The following is a 20,346-nucleotide window of genomic DNA, read 5'->3' as shown; positions in this document are numbered from 1 at the left end:
TGTAACAAAATCCAAACTAGCTGTATCAAAAACGAAAATCGACTATTATACTTCGTTTGTAAATAATTGATAATCAATGATATTTCTTATAAATCATTTACATAAGTATCTGAACGATTTTCGTAAGTCGGCCGGGTAAGTGTCTGAATAGCTTTGGCTCATCAAACGACGCTTTCCCTGTCTGACATGAGCCAACAACAACGCATCTTTCTTTGGTCTATTACGGCTGCCCTGGGCGGCTTTCTCTTTGGCTTTGATACGGCCGTGATCTCGGGCGTCGAGCAGTCGCTACAGGAACTCTGGCAACTCAGCGTGTGGGAACACGGCCTTACGGTGTCGATGGCCCTGATCGGAACGGTGCTCGGCGCCATGCTGGGTGGTATCCCGGCCGAGCGATTTGGTCGCCGTAAAACCCTCTTCTGGATTGCCGTCCTGTACCTGGTTTCGTCGCTGGGTACGTCGCTCGCCGTCGACTGGAGCGTCTTCCTGGTCTTCCGCTTTTTGGGCGGGCTGGGCGTTGGGGCCTCGTCGGTGGCCGCCCCCATGTACATCACCGAAATCGCACCGGCCCGGTCGCGGGGGCGGCTGGTGGCGCTGTTTCAGTTCAACGTGGTGCTGGGCATTCTGATCGCCTACCTGTCGAATTACCTGTTACAAAACGCGGGCGACGCTGCCTGGCGGTGGATGCTGGGTGTACAGGCCATCCCATCGCTGTTGTTTCTGCTGGCGGTGCTCAACATTCCCGAAAGCCCCCGCTGGTTGCTGTTGCGGGCCGGGCGCGAGGATGAAGCCCGCGAGGTACTGCAACTGATCGACGCCGACAACTACGAAGATACCCTCGACGCCCTGCGCTACACGGCCGAGCAGCAAACCCTGACGCAGCAACCCGCCCGGCTGTTTTCCGCCCGCTATAAGACGCCGGTCATGCTGGCCGTGTTGTTTGCGGTGTTCAATCAGGTATCGGGTATCAATGCCATCATCTACTACGCCCCCCGCATTTTCGAAATGACGGGTCTGGGCAAAAGTTCGGCGCTGCTGTCATCGGCGGGCATTGGCGTCATTAACCTGCTCTTTACTATGCTGGCCATGAACCTGATCGACCGCTTTGGCCGCCGCACGCTCATGTTCATCGGTTCGCTGGGGCTGATTGCCACGTTGGGGCTGGTTGCCCGTGCCTTCTACGTGCACGATTTCGGTGGGATGTCGGTGCCGGTACTGCTGTTTGTCTACATCGCCTTTTTCGCCTTTTCGCAGGGCGGTGTCATCTGGGTGTTCATCTCCGAAATCTTCCCCAACGAAGTGCGCGCCAACGGGCAGGCGCTGGGCAGCTTCACCCACTGGCTCATGGCCGCCATTATCACGTTTGCGTTTCCCTACTTCGCCGAAAAGCTGGGCGGAGCCTACACCTTCCTCTTCTTCTGCCTGATGATGGTGATCCAACTGGTTTTTGTCTGGAAATGGATGCCCGAAACCAAAGGGACCAGCCTCGAACAGGTCGGAAAAACCTTCGTGGTGCACTGAAAGCCGACCTATATCCCCAACACCAAATTCCTGTAAACACCCCGACCAATGACTACATCATCCCCATTCGTCTGCTTCGGTGAGGTTCTCTGGGACGTGCTACCGACGGGCAAACAAGCTGGTGGTGCCCCCATGAACGTGGCGCTGCACCTGCGCAACCTTGGGCAGCAGGCCCAGCTCATCAGCCGGGTAGGCACCGACGATCTGGGCCGTGAACTGCTCGATTTCCTGCACGATCACGGCCTGCCCACTACGTACGTGCAGATCGGTCAATCGCATCTGACGGGCGTGGCCAAAGCCAACGTATCGGATGCCAACGAAGTCACCTACAAGATTGTGCAGCCGGTTGCCTGGGATTACATCCAACCCGACCAAGTCCAGACCGAACTGGTGCGGCAAAGCGAGGTATTCATCTACGGCAGTCTGGCGGCGCGTAGCCCACAGACCTGCGAGACCCTGCTCGGGCTGTTGGACGTCGCTGCTCAATCGGATACCCAAACGGTATTCGACGTGAACCTGCGCGCCCCACACTACGACCGGCCAACGATCGAGGCGCTGCTGAGCCGGGCCAATCTGGTGAAGCTCAATGAGCATGAACTGGTTGAGTTGACCGGCTGGTATGGTTTCGAACCAGATTTAAAAAAGGCCATGCAGCAGCTTTACACCCGCTATCGCCTCGACACACTATGCGTCACGCTGGGGCCTGACGGCGCGGCGCTGCTCGACCGGGCCGGGTACGTTCGGCAGGTGGGCTTTCCGGTGCAGGTTGCCGATACCATTGGCAGCGGCGACTCCTTTCTGGCGGCACTGCTGGCCAGCCTGCGAACGGGCGTTGCCACCCGACAAGCCCTTGAATTTGCCTGCGCTACCGGCGCTTACGTGGCCACGCAGCACGGCGCAACACCCTCTTTTTCCGCTAGCACGATTCAGGATTTTCTGGCCGCAGCGCGCCTAATTGCTGGTCCCTTGGCTACTGCCTTGCACTGACACCCTTTACTAAATCCAATAACTTCTCTAAACGTATGAAAAAAGCCATACTCTTCGTTATGCTGGCTTTGGGCCTGGGCCAGATGGCGCTTGCCCAAAGCAAACTTACCGTCACCGGCGTCGTGACGGGTCAGGCCGACGGCAGGCCCATCCCCGGTGTAACGGTCATTGAAAAAGGCGATGGCCCGGCGGTTCGGCAGAACGGGACAACGTCCAACGCCGACGGTGCTTATCAGCTCAATGTTTCGTCGGGCTCCACCCTTGTGTTCTCCTTCGTGGGCATGCTACCCAAAGAGGTGCCCGTGGGTGACGGCGGTACCATCAACGTAACCCTGACTGAAGACCAGCAGAACCTCACCGAGGTGGTCGTGACGGGGTACCGAACCGAACGCAAAGCCGACCTGACTGGCGCCGTGGCCGTAGTAAACGTGAGCGATGTAAAAACCCTGCCCGCTCCCAACGTGATGCAGAACTTGCAGGGGCGCGTGGCGGGTGTGTTTATCACTACCGATGGCAACCCCGGCGCGGGTGCCAACGTGCAGATTCGGGGAGTAGGTACGTTGGGGAACAACAGCCCGCTTTACGTCATCGACGGTGTACCGACGACCGAAGGACTGCAAACGCTCAACCAGAACGACATCGAGTCGATTCAGGTGCTTAAAGATGCGTCGGCGGCCAGCATCTACGGCTCGCGAGCAGGAAACGGCGTTATCATCGTGACGACCAAACGGGCCAAAAAAGGTGTCAGTCGCATCGACTTTACGGCCTATACCACCGCCCAGCAGTACAACTCGAAACTCGATGTACTGAACACCGAGCAGCGGGGTCGGGTATTCTGGCAGGCTGCTACCAACGACGGTGTCACGCCCGTCAGCCCCATCTATTCGTTCCAGACCGTGCCCGGCCCCGATGGCAAGCCGGTGTTGCAGAGCGTGAACGTACCTGAGTTTATCGACCCGCAAAAAACAATGCGCCCGGCCGATACGCGCTGGTTCGACGAGGTGTCCCGAACGGGCATTATCCAGTCGTACGACCTGAGTCTGGCCAACGGCGGAGAGCGGGGTAACATGCTCTTTTCGCTCAACTATTTCAACCACGACGGCATCATCCGCGGCACCAACTTCAACCGGATCACGGCCCGCATGAACTCGGATTACAGTTTCCTGAACGGGCGGCTAAAAGTGGGCGAAAATGTCATGTTCACCAAAACGCGCAACACCGAGATTCCGGTGGGCGACATTATGTACCTCGCGCTGGTGCAGCAGCCCATTGTGCCGGTGTACACCGTGACGGGCGGCTGGGGCGGCCCCGCACCGAGCATGACCGACCGGCATAATCCCGTGCGGCTCATCGAAGACAATACGCAGAACAAAACCTACGGCGGGCGACTCTTCGGGAACGCGTTTATCGAGATAGAACCGCTGAAAGGGCTTCGCCTGCGCTCGAACATCGGCGTCGATTACACCATGACCAGCCTGCGGTCGATGTACAAAGCGTACACGTCGGGCTTCCTGTCAGACAACACCAACCGCGTGACCAACTTCAGCAATTTCTACGGTAACTGGGTCTGGCAAAATACGCTGAACTACGACCTAGCGTTGGGCAAGAGCCGGGTGGAGGCCCTGGCCGGTACCGAGCAAATCCAGTTTACGGGCAGTGGTTTCTCGGCCATGCGCGAAAACTTCGCCCAGCAAAACCCCGACTATATGTACCTCGACGCCGGGTCGGGCAACAAAGACAATGGCGGGTCGGGGCAGGCCTACGCGTTGATGTCGTTTTTCGGGAAGGTCAATTACTCGTTCAACGACCGCTACCTGGCGTCGGTTACGCTCCGGCGCGATGGTTCGTCACGCTTCGGGCAGGACAACCGCTACGGTACGTTTCCGGCAGCGTCGTTCGGCTGGCGCATCAGCGAAGAAGCGTTTATCAAAGACCGGCTTCCCATCCTATCGGACCTAAAACTGCGCGCGGGCTGGGGCCAAACGGGTAACCAGAACATCGCCAACAACGCCATCTACTCGCTCTATATCCCCCAGTACGGCACCGACGCTACCTGGGATAACGACAACGGCACGGCCTACGCCATTGGCGGGCAGGCGTCAGGTACGTTACCATCGGGCTTCCGGCGCATTCAGTTGGGCAACAGCAACCTGCGCTGGGAGACCTTGACCCAAACCAACGTCGGGCTCGATTTCAGCCTGTTCAACTACAAACTGACGGGCTCGATCGACTACTTCGTCAAGAATACCAAAGACATTCTGGTGCAACCACCCTATCTGGCCGTTGTAGGCGACGGCGGTGGCCGGTGGGTAAACGGGGCTGCCCTGCAAAACAGGGGTATCGAAGTGCAGCTGGGCTACCAGAATAAAATCGGTTCGGAGTTTAGCTACAACATCTCGGCCAACGCCTCGACCTACCGCAACAAGGTGGTGGCGCTGCCCGAAGAAGTGGTCAACGCATATGGCGGAAACGGCACGACCGACAATATCCTGGGCCGGTCGATCAACTCGACCTACGGGTACGTTACCGACGGTATTTTTCAGAGCCAGGCCGAGGTCGATGCGGTAGGTGATCAGGTAGGTAAGGGCGTCGGGCGTATTCGCTACAAAGACCTGAACGGCGACAACAAGATCGATGCGAATGACCGCACCTGGATTGCCGTTCGCGACCCGAAAGTCATCTACGGGTTCAATACCAGTCTGTCGTACCGGGGCTTCGATCTGGCCCTGTTCTTCCAGGGCGTGCAGGGCATCGACGTGTACAACGACAACAAAATCCTGACCGACTTTACGTCGCTCTGGGCGGGTACCAACTGGGGGGCGCGCACGTTGCAGGCCTGGTCGCCCACCAACACGGCGTCATCAATTCCGGCCGTGACGTTGACCGATAAAAACAACGAAGGCCGTACGTCGACGTACTTCATCGAAAACGGGTCATACCTGAAACTGCGGAATATTCAGCTCGGCTACAACGTACCCACGGCGCTGGTACAACGGCTGAAGATGCAGCGCGCCCGCGTGTATGTGCAGGGGCAGAACATCCTGACAATCAAGCCCGGCACCCGCTCCAACAACTACACAGGCGTCGACCCCGAAACGCCCAACAGCACGTACCCCATCCCGGCCATGTACACGGCCGGCGTGAACTTCTCCTTCTAAACCAACGGCCTCTGTTGCCCGCAAACGACGGCAGAGGCCATGAACCTATTCCTTATGAAAACGATAAAGACGTTACTCCTTTCGGCGCTGCTGGCAACGAGCTTCTCCTGCCAGGATACACTCGATGTGACGCCCAAAGCCGTCATCAGCGGCGACGACCTGAACACGCCCGAAAACCTCGACAAGCTGGTGGTAGCGGCCTATTCGGCCATCGGCAACGACCATTTTACGGCTCCCTTCACGCTGTGGCCTTACGGCAACCTGCGGTCGGGCGACGCGTATAAAGGCGGGGGCGGCACGGCCGATATTTTCGAATATCATTTCTTCGAGACTTTCGCCTACATCCGGCCCGATCTGGGGCCCGCCGACAAACTCTGGTTCCGGTATTACGTGTCGATCTCGCGGGCAAATGATGCCTTGCGTCGGCTGAGTACCATCAGCGAAACCGAGTTTCCCAACAAGAAAGTCCGCATGGCCGAGATGCGTTTTCTGCGTGGACATTCCTATTTCGCGCTGAAAACGCTCTGGAACCGGGTGCCGTACATCGACGAAACCGTAGCCGACGACCAATACGCGACCATCTCGAACGTAGCCCTGACAAGCGACGAACTGTGGGACAAGATTGCCGCCGATTTCCGGGCCGGAGTGCAGGATCTACCCCTTACGCAATCGGAAGTAGGCCGCGCCAACCAGCTGTCGGCTAAAGCGTATCTGGCCAAAACGCTGCTTTATCAGGCGTACAAGCAGGATGCCAGCTACAACGTAACGGGCACCGACGCCGCCAAGCTACAGGAGGTATTGACCCTGACCAACGACATCATTACGTCGGGCAAATACGGGCTGTACGACGATTTCGGGAAGAATTTCCTGCCCGAGTATGATAACGGTATTGAGTCAATTTTTGCCATTCAGCGCTCCCTCGACGACGGTACCCCCAAAGGTCGGCTCGATTATAGCAGCATGCTCAATTACCCCATGAATCCCGAGTTTGGCTGCTGTGGTTTCCACCTGCCCAGCCAGAACCTGCTCAACGCGTTCAAAACCAACGCCAACGGCCTGCCGCTCTTCGACACCTACAACAACGCCGACATCAAAACGCCCGACGATTTCCGGGCCAACCCCGTCGATCCGCGCGTCGATCACACGGCCACCATCCCGGGGCATCCGTATAAGTACAAGCCGAACCTGATCTTCAAATCGGAATGGGCGCGGGCGCCGGAAATCTACGGCGCCACGGCCTCGCTGAAAGAAGTGGTTTCGCCCGATAGCCCGGCCTTCCGTAAGCTGCCACCGTTTATGAGCAGCTCAAAAAATTCGGTACTGATCCGCTACGCCGACGTGCTGCTGTGGCGCGCCGAAGCCCTGATCGAGCTGGGCCGGCAGGATGAAGCCCTGCCGCTGATCAACCAGATCCGGGCGCGGGCCGGCAAAAGCACCGGTTTGCTGGTCGACGCTACGGGTAAGGCCACGTCGACGTACCGGATCGATGTGTACAAGCCGGGCACCAATTGCACTTGGAACCAATCGTTCGCCCGGGAAGCGTTGCGTTGGGAACGTCGACTCGAATTGGCGATGGAAGGCAACCGGTTCTTCGATCTGGTGCGTTGGGGCATCGCCGCCGACTACCTCAACGGTTATTTCGCGGTAGAAAAAACGAAGCGTGAATACCTGAAAGAAGCCAAATTCACCAAAAACCGCGACGAATACCTGCCCATTCCGTTCAATCAGATCAACTTTAGCAAAGGCCTATACAAGCAGAATCCTGGTTTTTAATAGACCAGACGGCGGATGACCAAAACCCAGGGTTATCCGCCGTCGCCAACCCCGACAACCTTATGAAAAAACGACTGCTAACCGTCGCGGTGCTCGCCGCGTTGTATAGCGCCGCTACGGCACAGGCGCAACCCAAGCCTGACTACCGACCGCTCTACCATTTTACGCCGCCCCAAAACTGGATCAACGACCCCAACGGCCTGGTTTATTACGAGGGTGAATACCACCTGTTCTACCAGCATAACCCGTTTGCCAACCAGTGGGGACACATGAGTTGGGGCCACGCCGTCAGCCCCGATCTGTTGCACTGGCAGCACCTGCCCGTAGCGATTCCCGAGTTCACGCATGCCGATGGCCAGACCAAAACGGCCATTTTCTCGGGCAGTTCGGTGATTGATAAGGGCAATAAGAACGGGCTGTGTCCCACGGGTACCACCGATTGCCTGATTGCGCTTTACACGGGGCACGTGACGAAGGGCGATCAGCACCTGGCACAGTATCAGAACCTGGCCTACAGCGCCGACAAGGGACGTACCTGGACGCAATACGCCAAGAACCCCGTCATCGACCTGGGTATCAAGGAGTTTCGGGACCCCAACGTGTTCTGGTACGCGCCACAGCAAAAATGGGTGATGACAACCGTCAAACCGCTCGAACACCGGGCCCTATTTTATTCGTCGAAAGACCTGAAAAACTGGGAGCTGATGAGCGACTTCGGCAACGTGGGCGATGTATCCAAAATTTGGGAATGCCCCGCCCTGATGCCGGTACCTGTTCAGGACGAAACCGGGCGGGCAACGGGCGAACAGAAATGGGTGCTCTTCATTTCGGCGGGGCATCCGCAGAAAGACTATATCGGCATGCAATACTTCGTGGGTACGTTCGACGGCACCAAATTCACCCTCGACCCGGCCAACCCGAAGCCAGTTGCCCCGGCTACTGGGAACGTAGTTGACTGGGGGAAAGACTATTACGCCGCCATCCAGTACAACGACCTGCCAGCCAACCAGCCGGGGCCCGTCATGATCGGCTGGCTCAACAACTGGGCTTATGCGGGTGATCTGCCCACGACCCCGTTTAAAGGCGCCATGTCGTTGCCCCGGCAGATTTCGCTGAAACGTACCCCGGCAGGGCTGCAATTGATACAACAGCCCATTGCCGGCACAGCCAAGCTACGTGGCGACAAGCTCACTAAACAGGCCATTCGCCTCACCAACCAGACCATCCCGTTCGACCCGGATACCGATAATGCCTATGAACTCGAGGTAACGATGGCCCCCGGTACCGCCAAACGGGTTGGGCTGAAGCTGGCCCGAAGCGCCAATGAGGCCACCGCCGTCTATTATGCCGATGGCAAGATTCAGTTCGACCGGCGGCAGTCGGGAAATGTGGCGTTTAACAAACGGTTTCCCAGCATCGAAGAAGCACCACTGGCCCCGAAAAATGGCCTGATTACCTTGCGCATTTTCGTGGATAAGTCGATCGTGGAAGTGTACGCCAACGATGGCGAGCGCGTCATTACGGATTACATCTTCCCGACAGAGACCACCGGCGGTATCGATCTGTTTGCTGAAGGGGGCAGTGCCGAGATCAAGCGGATCACCCGCTGGGCCATCAAGCCGACCCAGCAGTAAACCGGCCATTAACGCAACGTACCCAGTCTACGCTGTTTCAACCTCAGGCGATGTGGTTGGAAAGCCCGGACTGGGTACGTTGCGTTAGTGGCTGGCCTTCTGTTTAGGTACGTCGGGCAACTGAACGGACTAAACGTCGGTTACTGCTGTACTACGTACGCTACTCATTATGTCTATCCTGCTTTCACCCCTGACGCTGCGCGGGGTTACACTTAAAAACCGCCTTGTTGTTTCACCCATGTGCCAGTATTCGAGCGTCGACGGGTTCGCCACCGACTGGCATCTGGTGCACCTGGGGAGCCGGGCGGTTGGCGGCGCGGGCCTGATTATCACCGAGGCCACCGCCGTATCGCCCGAGGGCCGCATCACGCCCGCCGACCTCGGCATCTGGTCCGACGATCATGTGCCGGGTCTGAAGCGAATCACCGATTTTCTGACGGCCAACGGCGCTGTGCCGGGCATCCAACTGGCGCATGCCGGGCGCAAGGCCAGCCATCAACGTCCCTGGGATGGTGGGAAGGCCATTGCGCCCGACCAATCCAACGGCTGGCAAACGGTAGCCCCCAGTGCCATTCCTTTCACCGACGACGAACCGGCCCCCACGGCCCTCACAACCGACGATATTCTACAGGTACGTGCCGATTTCAAGGCGGCCGCCGCGCGGGCGTTGCGGGCGGGCTTCGTCGTGGCCGAGATTCATGCGGCCCACGGCTACCTGTTTCATGAGTTCCTGTCGCCCCAAAGCAACCAACGGACCGATGCCTACGGTGGCTCGTTTGCCAACCGGGTACGGCTGTTGCGCGAAGTGGTCGACGACGTGCGCGCCATCTGGCCCGCCGACTACCCGCTCTTCGTTCGGATTTCGGCGACCGACTGGACCGAAGGCGGCTGGACGGCCGATGACTCGGTAGCCCTCGCTGCCTTACTGAAAGACCAGGGCGTTGATCTGATCGACTGCTCAACGGGCGGCAACGTACCCAAAGCTACCATCCCGACGGGTCCAGGCTATCAGGTACCGTTTGCCGAACGCATTAAACGCGAGGCGGGTCTGCCAACGGGCGCCGTGGGGCTCATTACCGACGCCGAACAGGCCGAAGCCATCCTGACCAACGGGCAGGCCGATCTGATCCTGCTGGCGCGGGAGTCGCTGCGTGATCCGTATTTTCCGTTGCGTGCCGCACACATCCTGGGTGACGAACAAGCGTGGCCCGTGCAGTACGAACGCGCCAAACCGAGGTCTGCGCGCTAACCCTGATTGGCTTCGACCAGCTCCCGCCATTCGTCGGCCAACGTACCTGTGTACGCACTCGTTCGGGCCCGGCGGTACCAGTAACCAGCGTTGAAGGCATCGCCTTCTTTGCGGTGCAGGTAGGCGTGGAGACGGTCGTAGGCCGGGGTACCTTCACGTGACTGAGCGACTTCATGCGCCGCCTCCCAATCGCCTTTGGCATCATGCCAGAGAGCGGTCAGGATCGGGTTCAGGCCCGCCGGGGGCGTAGCATCGGCCAAGGTGGCGGTAAACTCGCTGAGGTTCATGGGGTTCGGTTTAGATTTATGCGTACGTTGCCGTTTTGTTCGATTAAAGGTAGCGGAGAACCCCATATCCAAACACGACAACCCCATGCAAACCATTCTGGGGGCTGGCGGCGCCATCGGCGTTGAGCTGGCCAAAGCCCTGCCAACCTACACGAAGGATATCCGGCTGGTGAGCCGTAAGCCGGTAAGCGTCAACGAATCCGATACGCTGCTCGCGGCCGACCTGACCGATCCCGCGCAGGTGATGCGGGCGGTGGAAGGCAGTGCGGTGGTGTATCTGGTAGCGGGCCTGCCCTACAACACAAAACTGTGGCAGCAACAGTGGCCTCTGCTCATCAACAACGTGCTGGAAGCCTGTAGCCGCCACCAGAGCAAGCTCGTCTTTTTCGATAATGTCTACGCGATTGGGGGCGACAACGTCCGCCACCTGACGGAGTCGTCGCCTATCAGCCCAACCAGCAAAAAAGGCGAGATCCGCGCCGCCGTCGACCGGCTTATTCTCGAGGCGGTTGAGCAGGGCAAGGTAGACGCCATTATCGCCCGGTCGCCCGATTTCTTCGGCCCGATCAAGGCCACGAGCATCACCATGAACCTGATCTACGACAACCTGATCAAGGGCAAACAGGCGCAATGGTTTTGCGATGCCAACCAGCCGCACAGCACCGGCTACACGCCCGATCTGGCTATCGGCACGGCCCGGCTGGGCAACACGCCATCGGCCTTCAACCAAATCTGGAACCTGCCTACCGACCCGCAGACACTTACGGGTGCGCAGTGGGTCAGTCTGTTTGCCGAAGCAATCGACAGCCTGCCGGGCTCGAATGGGGTCCCGACCAAACTATGGCATAGCGTGCAAACGCTACCCGGCTGGGGCCTGCGGGCACTGGGCCTGTTTGTGCCAATCCTGCGCGAAATGTACGAGATGCGTTACCAGTACGACCGCCCCTATTTCTTTGATTCGGCCAAATTCAACAAGGCCTTCAACTACGTACCCACCACCAACGCCGATGCCGTCCGGCAGGTCGTGTCAGCACTGGCAAAAGCGTAATCACGCGCTTTACCGACCCAGGTTATACCGCACCGACAGTTGGGCCGTCTGGTTGTAAACCGGGTAGTTATACAAAGTGTAATACGTGCGCTTATAGGGGCGCCCTATCGACCGCGAACTTTGACTATATCGTAAGTCAATACCAAACGAGGTTGTTAAGGCATAGCTGAGTTCGGCATTGAAGCCCACGTCTACGTCTTGGTAGTTTGTACGTGTTGATCTGATTTCGGTACGGTTAGACGAATACACTTCCTGAAACGACCCGCTCAACTGCTCATCCAGTTTATAGCCGACATATGGCCCAACGGCCACTGTAGCCTGACCCGTGCGAAAACCAACCAGTACGGGTAGCATCAGGTACGTCAAGCGCGACGAAACCGCTCCGATTGCTTTCGGATAACACGCACAAATTCTCACCAAATGATCATCTAAACTTCCTATCGTCATTACCGACCCTTTTTGCTCAAGGCCAATTTCAGTCTGTATGGTAAAATGCCTATCCACAGGCACAACCAACCCGGCGCTAGCGTTTGGTACGACGCGCGTCAAACGTCCACCAAGCTGACCAGCAACAGGCTCTTCTCCCGCTAACTCCAGAGGTTGATCAATCGAGCCATTTTGTGAAACTCCCCCTCCAATCGCCCGGCTCACGCCCACGCCCGCCCGGATGTAAGGACGTACCTGCGCCTGGGTTACGATGGTCGAAAAAAACAGGAATAGTGTCGTGGTAAACAGTCGCTTCATGTCGATTCGCGTGGTTTATTGCCACGATTCCGAAAAATTACGATTCGCTGGATTCTTTGTCAACAAAATAGACCAATCCGTTCCGTTATCCAAGTCCCTATGATGCGTCTTCTTTCCTCAGTTGTCTGTCTGATTGGCTTTCTCCTTTTCCGAACGTACCCAGCCGTTGCCCAGACGGCACCCGATAAACCCGACAGCCGCCTCACGCAGCAACTTGCCGACGCCCTACGCGGCTTTCGGGGCGATGTGGGCGTGTATGTGCACCACCTGAAAACGGGCAAAACCGTCGCTATCAACGCCGACAGCACCTTCCCCACGGCCAGCACCATCAAGATTCCTATCATGATCGGGCTGTTCGATCAGATCCATAAAGGCACCGTCAGCTACGAACAGGAACTGGTTTACCGCGACTCCCTGCACTACGACGACGGTATCGTGGGTTCGCTGCGCGACGGGGCCAAAATTCCGCTGAGCCAGGTGGTCATGCTCATGGAAACGGTGTCCGACAATACGGGCAGCCTGTGGTGCCAGGCGCTGGCGGGGGGCGGTACGGCCATCAACGCCTGGCTCGACGCCAACGGGTTTCCTAATACCCGCATGAATTCGCGCACGCCGGGCCGTAAGGAATTTCAGGCGCGCTACGGCTGGGGCCAGACTACACCCCGCGAACTCGCCAGCCTCCTCACCTACATCCGCGACGGTCGCGCCGTCAGCCCCGACGCCTCCGACCGCATGTACCGCAACCTGTGTCGGCAATATTGGGACAACGACGGTCTCTCGCAGCTACCCGCCAGCGTGAAAGTGGCGTCTAAGAACGGGGCCGTCAATCGGTCGCGGTCGGAGGTGGTGCTGGTACACGCGCCCCACGGCGATTACGTCTATTGCCTGATGACCAAAAACCAGCAGGACGAAAGCTGGGGACGCACCAACGAAGGCAGTACCCTGCTACGCACCGTAGGGGCGCTGCTCTGGCAACACTTCGAGCCCAAATCAGGCTTCAAGCCCGTTGCCGGCTACGAAAAATGGTGATAAACCCTTAGGGTGCGTTTCAGGTTTCAGGTTTAGCGTGTCAAGTGCGCGGCTAACACACCTTTTGTGCCTGGGCAACGCGCGCCGGAAACGCTTACCATGAAACCTGAAACTCCCATCGCCATCATGTGGCATCGGCGCGATCTGCGTCTGCACGACAACGCAGCCCTGTATTACGCCCTGAAAGCCGGACGCCCCGTACTGCCACTCTTCATTTTCGACAAAGACATCCTCGATCACCTCGCCGACAAGCGCGACCGCCGGGTTGAGTTCATCTACGAAGAAGTACTGGCCATGCAGCAGGCCCTGCATAAGCAGGGATCGACGTTGCTGGTCCGGTATGGGCATCCGCTGGATGTGTTCAAGGAACTGGCCAGCGAGTATACCATCGCCAACGTCTTTACCAACTACGACTACGAAACCTACGCCAAAGGCCGCGACGCCGAAGTAGCCAAGTACCTGAAAAGCGTAAATGCGGGGTTCCACAGCTACAAAGACCAGACCCTGTTCGACCGCGACGAGGTGCTGACCGGCTCCGGCAAGCCCTACACCGTTTTTGGCCCCTACAGCCGCAACTGGCTGAGCAAACTGGACGATCCGTTTTACCTTAAATCGTACCCCACCGAAAAATACGCCGACCGGTTTTTTAAAACGGCGCATACGCCGATGGTCACGCTGAAGCAGATGGGTTTCGAGCCGCTGAACGAGAAATTTCCCAAGCCGACCGTCTCCGACAAACTGCTGGCCACCTACGACAAAACCCGCGATTTTCCTGCCCAGCGCGGCACCAGCGAACTGAGCATTCACCTGCGGTTTGGCACCATCAGCATCCGCGAACTGGCTCGGCAGGCGCAGGCAACCAACCTGACGTACCTGAAAGAACTCTGCTGGCGTGATTTCTATTTCCAGGTGCTCGATCACTTCCCCCACGTCGAGCATGAATCGTTTCGCCGCGAATATGACCAGGTCCCCTGGCTCAACCGCCCGGAGGACATCGAGCGCTGGAAGAACGGCCAAACGGGTTACCCGCTGGTCGATGCGGGTATGCGCCAGTTGAACGAAATCGGCTGGATGCATAACCGGGTACGTATGGTCACGGCCAGTTTCTGCGTGAAGCATCTGCTCATCGACTGGCGCATCGGTGAGGCTTATTTTGCCGAGAAGCTACGCGATTACGACCTGTCGGCCAACAACGGCGGCTGGCAGTGGGCCGCCGGTTCGGGTACCGACGCCGCCCCCTATTTCCGGGTGTTCAACCCCACCGAGCAGGCTCGCAAATTCGACCCGAAAGGCGAATACATCCGGCGGTGGGTGCCCGAATACAACAGTCCGGCGGGCGCTCCGGTAACGTACCCAGCGCCCATTGTAGACCATGCCTTCGCCCGTCAACGAGCCATCACAACCTATAAGGAAGCCCTGAAAGGTGACAAAAGCTAGATTTGAGCAGGTTTTCTGCACGGGCATGTAGGTTGTACGGCGGTCTGTGCCGTTCCGTGTGCATACAAGTGCTGGAAAAAGGGCTATATCACGGTACCCGCCACGCACGCGGAGCCATGGGCCAATCCGGCAGCCACTCTCTCACCAACTGCCTTCGCCCGGATACGCAGCAAGGAGCGAAGGCCAGTTGAAACCAACGGTAGGCTGAACAGGTTATTAGCGCAACCTCGGTGAGCCGATGATGCATTGCTTACCCCTCTTTGCAATTCCTCCAAGCCAATAACTGTATACTTGTTTTCATGAGTGCAAAGGCTTCGGCGCCAACAACCGACTCAACCAATAACCCACTAGAGCAGCCAGCAGCGATGCCGGTGACCACTCCAGATGGGCCTAGTTCCTTTTCGACACCTCAGGCTCACGACGACCGCTTCAGAGCCGCCATCGAGGCGGTACAGGGTATTTTGTGGACCAATAATGCCGTGGGGGAAATGACGGGCGAGCAACCGGGCTGGGCCGCGCTGACAGGCCAGCCTTACGCCGACTACCAAGGCTACGGATGGTCTAAAGCCGTTCATCCGGACGATGCCCAGCCGACCATCGACGCCTGGCAGGAAGCCGTGCAGGAACGCAAACCTTTTGTTTTTGAACACCGTGTGCGCGTGAAGACGGGCCAGTGGGCGCTGTTTGCCATTCGGGCTGTACCGGTGTTGAACCATGATGGCAGCATTCGGGAATGGGTGGGTGTGCACACCGACATTACCGAACGCCGACAGGCCGAACAGGCCCTGCAGGTAAGTCAGGCCAAACTACAGGCGATTGTATCGACAGCGCCGGTAGCTATTGGTTTGTTCATTGGCCGTGAGCTGATTATCGAGCTACCCAATCAAACCTTCATCGACGTGATTGGCCGGGGTCCCGACATTGCTGGTAAGCCGCTGCGCGAGGTTATGCCTGAGCTGGTGCACCAGCCCTTCCTGCACGTCCTGGATGATGTTTACACCTCAGGACGGCAGTTTCAGGCGTTCGAATCCTTATTGAAAATAGACCGGGATGGCGTCCTGATCGACCGGTATTACAACGTCACCTTCACCCCCCTGTTTAACGAGGCCGGTGTAGTCTACGCTATCCTCGACGTATCGGTCGATGTAACCGATCAGGTTATGGCCCGTCAAGCGCTGGAAGCCAGCGAACAACGCTACCGGACGTTATCTGAACACCTGGAACAGGAAGTGATAGCACGTACCCAGGAATTACAGACCTCGATCCAGGACCTGGAGCGCTCCAACGAGAGCCTCCAGCAATTTGCTTACGTGGCCTCGCATGATCTACAGGAACCACTGCGCAAAATCCAGTCGTTCAGCGATATGCTCCGGGATCGGTACGGCGCCTCACTGGGCGATGGCATCGAGTACATCAACCGCATGCAGCAATCGGCCGGGCGCATGTCTACGCTGATCAAAGACCTGCTGGCGTATGCCCGCATTTCGACCCGGCAGGAAACGGCCAATCCCGTGTCACTGGATGAGGTTGTACAGGCTATCCTGCTCGACCTGGATCTGGTCATCGAGGAGGTTCAGGCCGTAGTTACTTCGTCGGGGCTGCCTACCATTCAGGGTGACCGGTCGCAACTGGAGCAACTTTTCCAGAACCTGCTGAGCAATGCGCTCAAGTTCCGCCGCAAAGACGGGTCGGGCCAGTTTATCCCCCCTCGTGTGCAACTGACAGCCCAGCGAATTTCGGCCGCCGACCTGCCCGTGGCGGTCAAGCCCGTGCGGCAGGCCGCTGCCTACCACCGGGTAAACGTAGTGGACAACGGCATCGGGTTCGATCAGCGCTACACCGACCGCATCTTTCAGGTGTTTCAGCGGCTGCACAATCGCACCGAGTATACGGGGACCGGCATTGGTCTGGCCATCTGCCAGAAGGTCATCACGAACCACGGCGGGGCTATTACGGCCCTGAGCGAGCCCGGCCAGGGTGCTACATTCACCGTCTATTTTCCGGAATAGTCCGCTGGCCCGCACGCAATTAACCCGTTGCGTATGGGTAGTCTGCGGGCCAGATAGCCTTCTCAGGGAGAGGATTACAGGCTGCCGATAGCCCGCCATGCCAGCACGCTTTAACGCCTTGCTGTCGGGGGCCAGGTACGTTGTGACCGAGGCATCAACCCAGGGGTACCCCGCAAACGCCTGTGCACGTTCACTGGTAGAAACAGGGACAGCTCTGTGTTGATCGTAAACGGACCGTTCATGTCGAAAACTACGCATCTTATGAAACGAAGACAGGCTTTGCAGACGTTGTCGGCGTCGCTAGGGGCCGTGCTGGTGTTACCCGACTGGGCTCACGCCTGGAGCCGCCAGTCGCTGGATCAGTCGTGGCCCGGCAACGTACCCAGGCTGCTCACCGCCGACCAGACCACACTGCTGACCGACATCGTCTCGACGATTATTCCTGAGGGGCAGGTGGTTGGGGCCAAAGGGGTAGGCGTACCGGCGTTCATCGAGAAGATGATTGCCGACTGCTACGAACAACCCGCCCAGACTGACTTTAAAAACGGCCTGGCGGCGATCGACAGTGCGGCACAGGCAGCCTACGGCAAACCCTTTGTGTCGCTTCAGTCCGCCGAAAAACTCGCCGTTCTGACGGCCTTCGCGCAAACGACCGACGCAACGCAGAAGGAGTTTTTCGGTTTGCTTAAAAACCTCACCATCCAGGGGTACACCACCTCGGAATACGTACTGGTCAACCACCTTAAGTACGACATGGCACCCGGCCACTATTATGGCTGCGTAAACGTATAAACGCAATGGCTACGTTCAACATCGACAGTACGAAACAGAATACCTACGACGCCATCGTGATCGGGTCGGGCATCAGCGGTGGCTGGGCAGCTAAGGAACTGTGCGACAAGGGCCTGAAAACGCTTGTGCTGGAGCGGGGCCGCGACGTCAAACACATTGCCGACTACCCCACGGCCATGCTGAACCCCTGGGAGTTTGAGCATCGAGGACAGGTGCCGCTCGAGGTGCGCAACCGTTACACCAGCCGGTCGTTCATGCGGGAGGAAACGCTGCACTGGGCCATCAAACCCGACGAGCAACCCATCATCGAAGAGCAACCCTTTACCTGGACGCGGGGCTATCACGTGGGGGGCAAATCGTTGCTGTGGGCGCGGCAAACCCAGCGCTGGAGCGACTTCGATTTCGACGGCCCCGCCCGCGATGGGTTCGCCATCGACTGGCCCATCCGCTATAAAGACCTGGCTCCGTGGTACAGCCATGTGGAGAAATTCGCCGGGATCAGCGGCAACAAAGACGGCCTCGACGTGCTGCCTGACGGCGAATTTCTGCCCGCTTTCGAGCTAAGTTGCGTCGAGCAACATCTGAAAGAGTCGATCTATAAGAATTACAAAGACCGGCACTTTATTCAGGGACGCGCCGCCCACATCACCGACCCAAAGGCCATCCACAGCGAGCAGGGTCGCGCCAAGTGCCAGCACCGGGCGTTGTGCGTGCGGGGATGCCCCTACGGCGGCTATTTCAGCAGCAATGCCTCCACCCTCCCCTGGGCTGCCCGAACCGGCAAGCTGACCCTGCGGCCGCACTCGGTGGTGCATTCGGTGATTTACGATGAGGTCAAAAAGAAGGCCGTTGGGGTACGTGTCATCGACGCCAATTCGCTCCAACCGATCGAGTATTTCGCCAACATCATCTTCGTCAACGCGTCGGCCATCAATTCCAACGCCATTCTGCTCAACTCCAAATCGGGGCGTTTCCCCAACGGGCTGGGCAACGACAACGGCCTGATGGGCAAATACCTGTCGTGGCACAACTACCGGGGCAAAGCCAACGCCGAATTCGACGGTCTTCAGGACAAACGTACCGACGGCAAAAATCCCAGCAACGGCTACATGCCCCGGTTCCGCAACGTCTATAAGCAGGAGACAACCGGGCCGGCATCCCAGTTTCTGAGGGGGTACGCTATCGGTATTGGCGGCGGGCGGGGGCTGACCTCCAGCCGCGACGGGCTGGGCGATGACCTGAAGGCGCAGCTGCTCAACCCACACTACGGCAACTGGAACATCAGCGCCTGGATGATGGGCGAATGCGTGCCGATCGAAGAAAACCACGTCCGGCTCTCGACTGAGCAGACCGATAAATACGGCATTCCGCAGATTATCCTGTCGGCGAAATGGACCGACAATGACGCCCGGATGGTGCAGGATTTTAACGAGCAGATTACGGAGATGTTTACGCTGGCGGGGTTCAAAAACGTGCGCGCCACAGACACCAAGTCAAACCCCGGCTCCGACATTCACGAGATGGGCGGCGTGCGCATGGGTAAAGACCCTAAGACCTCGCTGCTCAACGAATGGAATCAACTCCACGCCTGCAAGAACGTCTTCGTCACCGATGGCGCCAGCATGACCTCGACCGGTACGCAAAACCCCTCGCTCACCTATATGGCCCTGACGGCCCGCGCCGTGGATCATGCCGTGAAGGAGCTGAAAAAACGAAACCTGTAACACGTTTTCTGTCATCCCGACAACGGAGGGATGACAAATAAAAAACGACTACCAGTTAATCAAACCTATACGATTCCTTATCATGATAAAAAAGACCACCCTCTTCCTTTGCCTGACGCTCTGCGCGACCCTGTCGTTCGGGCAGAAAAAAGGGGCACCACTCTACAAAGCGGCCTTCGGCGTGCAGGCCTACACCTTCCGTAACTCCTTCCCCAAGGGCATCATCGCCACGCTCGACACCATCAAGGCACTGGGTTTTACCGAGTTGGAAGGCGGTGCACCCAAAGGCATGACGGCCGAAGAGTTCAAAAAAGCCTGCAACGAACGCGGCATCAGTATTCCGTCGACGGGTGGGGGCTACGAGCAACTGGTAGCCAATCCGCAGGAGGCCGCCGACAAAGCCAAAGCCCTGGGTGCCATCTATGTGATGTGCGCCTGGATTCCGCATCAGAAAGGCAATTTCACCCTCGACAATGCCAAGAAAGCCGTGGCCGACTTCAACGCGATTGGCAAGGTAATGCGCGACAACGGACTGACGTTCTGCTACCACGATCACGGCTACGAGTTCCAGAAATACGGCGATGGCACGCTGATGGACTACATCATCCAGAATACCGATCCCAGGTACGTGTCGTTTGAGATGGACGTACTCTGGACCCTCCACGGCGGCGCCGACCCGGTGGCCCTGCTGAAAAAGTATGGCAACCGCTGGAAGCTCATGCACGTGAAAGACCTCAAAAAAGGGATTAAGGGCGACCTCACGGGCGGCACCCCACCCGAAAATGACGTAGTCGTGGGCGCGGGCCAGGCTGATTTTGTGGGTATTTTGAAAGAAGCCAATCGCATCGGGATCAAGCACTTCTTCATCGAAGACGAGAGCAACAAAGAATTCGAGCAAATGCCCGCCAGCATCGCCTATCTGAAGAGTTTGCGCCAATAAGAATCTAGGATTAA

Annotated in this window: 15 protein-coding genes; 13 read left to right on the top strand and 2 right to left on the bottom strand. The window is 58.0% G+C overall.

The genetic code is table 11. The features are described 5' to 3' along the window. Positions 1-186 precede the first annotated feature (186 nt). The 6 genes from ACAW74_RS15245 to ACAW74_RS15220 all read left to right on the top strand — a co-directional run bounded on the left by ACAW74_RS15245 (position 187) and on the right by ACAW74_RS15220 (position 10,322). Complete coding sequence (locus tag ACAW74_RS15245) at positions 187-1,521, top strand: sugar porter family MFS transporter (RefSeq protein WP_370699065.1); 1,335 nt, start codon at positions 187-189, stop codon at positions 1,519-1,521. A 48-nt stretch (positions 1,522-1,569) separates the two neighbouring features. Further along, a complete protein-coding gene (locus tag ACAW74_RS15240; protein WP_370699064.1) occupies positions 1,570-2,508 on the top strand; it encodes a carbohydrate kinase family protein in 939 nt (312 codons plus the stop codon). Positions 2,509-2,543: 35 nt separating this feature from the next. Further along, positions 2,544-5,666, top strand: a complete 3,123-nt coding sequence (locus ACAW74_RS15235; protein WP_370699063.1) for a SusC/RagA family TonB-linked outer membrane protein — start codon at positions 2,544-2,546, stop codon at positions 5,664-5,666. A 54-nt stretch (positions 5,667-5,720) separates the two neighbouring features. After that, positions 5,721-7,439, top strand: coding sequence for a RagB/SusD family nutrient uptake outer membrane protein (locus ACAW74_RS15230; protein ID WP_370699061.1), 1,719 nt, complete (start codon positions 5,721-5,723; stop codon positions 7,437-7,439). 62 nt (positions 7,440-7,501) lie between these two features. After that, entirely contained in the window at positions 7,502-9,073 is a 1,572-nt protein-coding gene (locus ACAW74_RS15225; RefSeq protein ID WP_370699060.1) for a glycoside hydrolase family 32 protein, read from the top strand. Between the two features lie 169 nt (positions 9,074-9,242). Continuing rightward, positions 9,243-10,322 carry an NADH:flavin oxidoreductase/NADH oxidase gene (locus tag ACAW74_RS15220; protein ID WP_370699059.1) on the top strand — a complete coding sequence of 360 codons (1,080 nt, stop codon included), beginning with the start codon at positions 9,243-9,245 and terminating at the stop codon, positions 10,320-10,322. On the opposite strand, the gene ACAW74_RS15215 is transcribed toward ACAW74_RS15220, so the two are convergent. Continuing rightward, complete coding sequence (locus ACAW74_RS15215; protein WP_370699058.1) at positions 10,319-10,609, bottom strand: hypothetical protein; 291 nt, start codon at positions 10,607-10,609, stop codon at positions 10,319-10,321. The genes ACAW74_RS15220 and ACAW74_RS15215 overlap by 4 nt on opposite strands. Before the next feature lie 85 nt (positions 10,610-10,694). On the opposite strand from ACAW74_RS15215, the gene ACAW74_RS15210 reads away from it, so the two are divergent. After that, a complete protein-coding gene (locus tag ACAW74_RS15210; RefSeq protein WP_370699057.1) occupies positions 10,695-11,657 on the top strand; it encodes an NAD-dependent epimerase/dehydratase family protein in 963 nt (320 codons plus the stop codon). Between the two features lie 9 nt (positions 11,658-11,666). On the opposite strand, the gene ACAW74_RS15205 is transcribed toward ACAW74_RS15210, so the two are convergent. Beyond that, positions 11,667-12,401 (bottom strand): porin family protein, encoded by a 735-nt coding sequence (locus tag ACAW74_RS15205; RefSeq protein ID WP_370699056.1) that lies wholly within the window; start codon positions 12,399-12,401, stop codon positions 11,667-11,669. Between the two features lie 102 nt (positions 12,402-12,503). Between ACAW74_RS15205 and ACAW74_RS15200 the strand changes: the two genes are divergently transcribed. The 6 genes from ACAW74_RS15200 to ACAW74_RS15175 all read left to right on the top strand — a co-directional run bounded on the left by ACAW74_RS15200 (position 12,504) and on the right by ACAW74_RS15175 (position 20,332). Continuing rightward, the gene (locus ACAW74_RS15200) at positions 12,504-13,430 is read left to right on the top strand and encodes a serine hydrolase (RefSeq protein WP_370699286.1); all 927 of its coding nucleotides are present in this window, start codon (positions 12,504-12,506) and stop codon (positions 13,428-13,430) included. Between the two features lie 99 nt (positions 13,431-13,529). Continuing rightward, positions 13,530-14,867 carry a cryptochrome/photolyase family protein gene (locus ACAW74_RS15195; RefSeq protein ID WP_370699055.1) on the top strand — a complete coding sequence of 446 codons (1,338 nt, stop codon included), beginning with the start codon at positions 13,530-13,532 and terminating at the stop codon, positions 14,865-14,867. A gap of 299 nt (positions 14,868-15,166) precedes the next feature. After that, positions 15,167-16,876: an ATP-binding protein gene (locus ACAW74_RS15190; RefSeq protein ID WP_370699054.1), complete on the top strand. Its 1,710-nt coding sequence runs from the start codon at positions 15,167-15,169 to the stop codon at positions 16,874-16,876. Positions 16,877-17,137: 261 nt separating this feature from the next. Beyond that, entirely contained in the window at positions 17,138-17,668 is a 531-nt protein-coding gene (locus ACAW74_RS15185; RefSeq protein ID WP_370699053.1) for a gluconate 2-dehydrogenase subunit 3 family protein, read from the top strand. Between the two features lie 5 nt (positions 17,669-17,673). Further along, positions 17,674-19,392: a GMC oxidoreductase gene (locus tag ACAW74_RS15180; protein WP_370699052.1), complete on the top strand. Its 1,719-nt coding sequence runs from the start codon at positions 17,674-17,676 to the stop codon at positions 19,390-19,392. A gap of 82 nt (positions 19,393-19,474) precedes the next feature. Then, complete coding sequence (locus ACAW74_RS15175; RefSeq protein ID WP_370699051.1) at positions 19,475-20,332, top strand: sugar phosphate isomerase/epimerase family protein; 858 nt, start codon at positions 19,475-19,477, stop codon at positions 20,330-20,332. The last annotated feature ends 14 nt before the right edge of the window (positions 20,333-20,346 follow it).

It is taken from the genome of Fibrella musci, assembly GCF_041321105.1.
GTDB lineage: Bacteria > Bacteroidota > Bacteroidia > Cytophagales > Spirosomataceae > Fibrella > Fibrella musci.
Note: the sequence above shows the minus strand (reverse complement) of the source record. Positions and strands in the feature narration are given on the sequence as shown.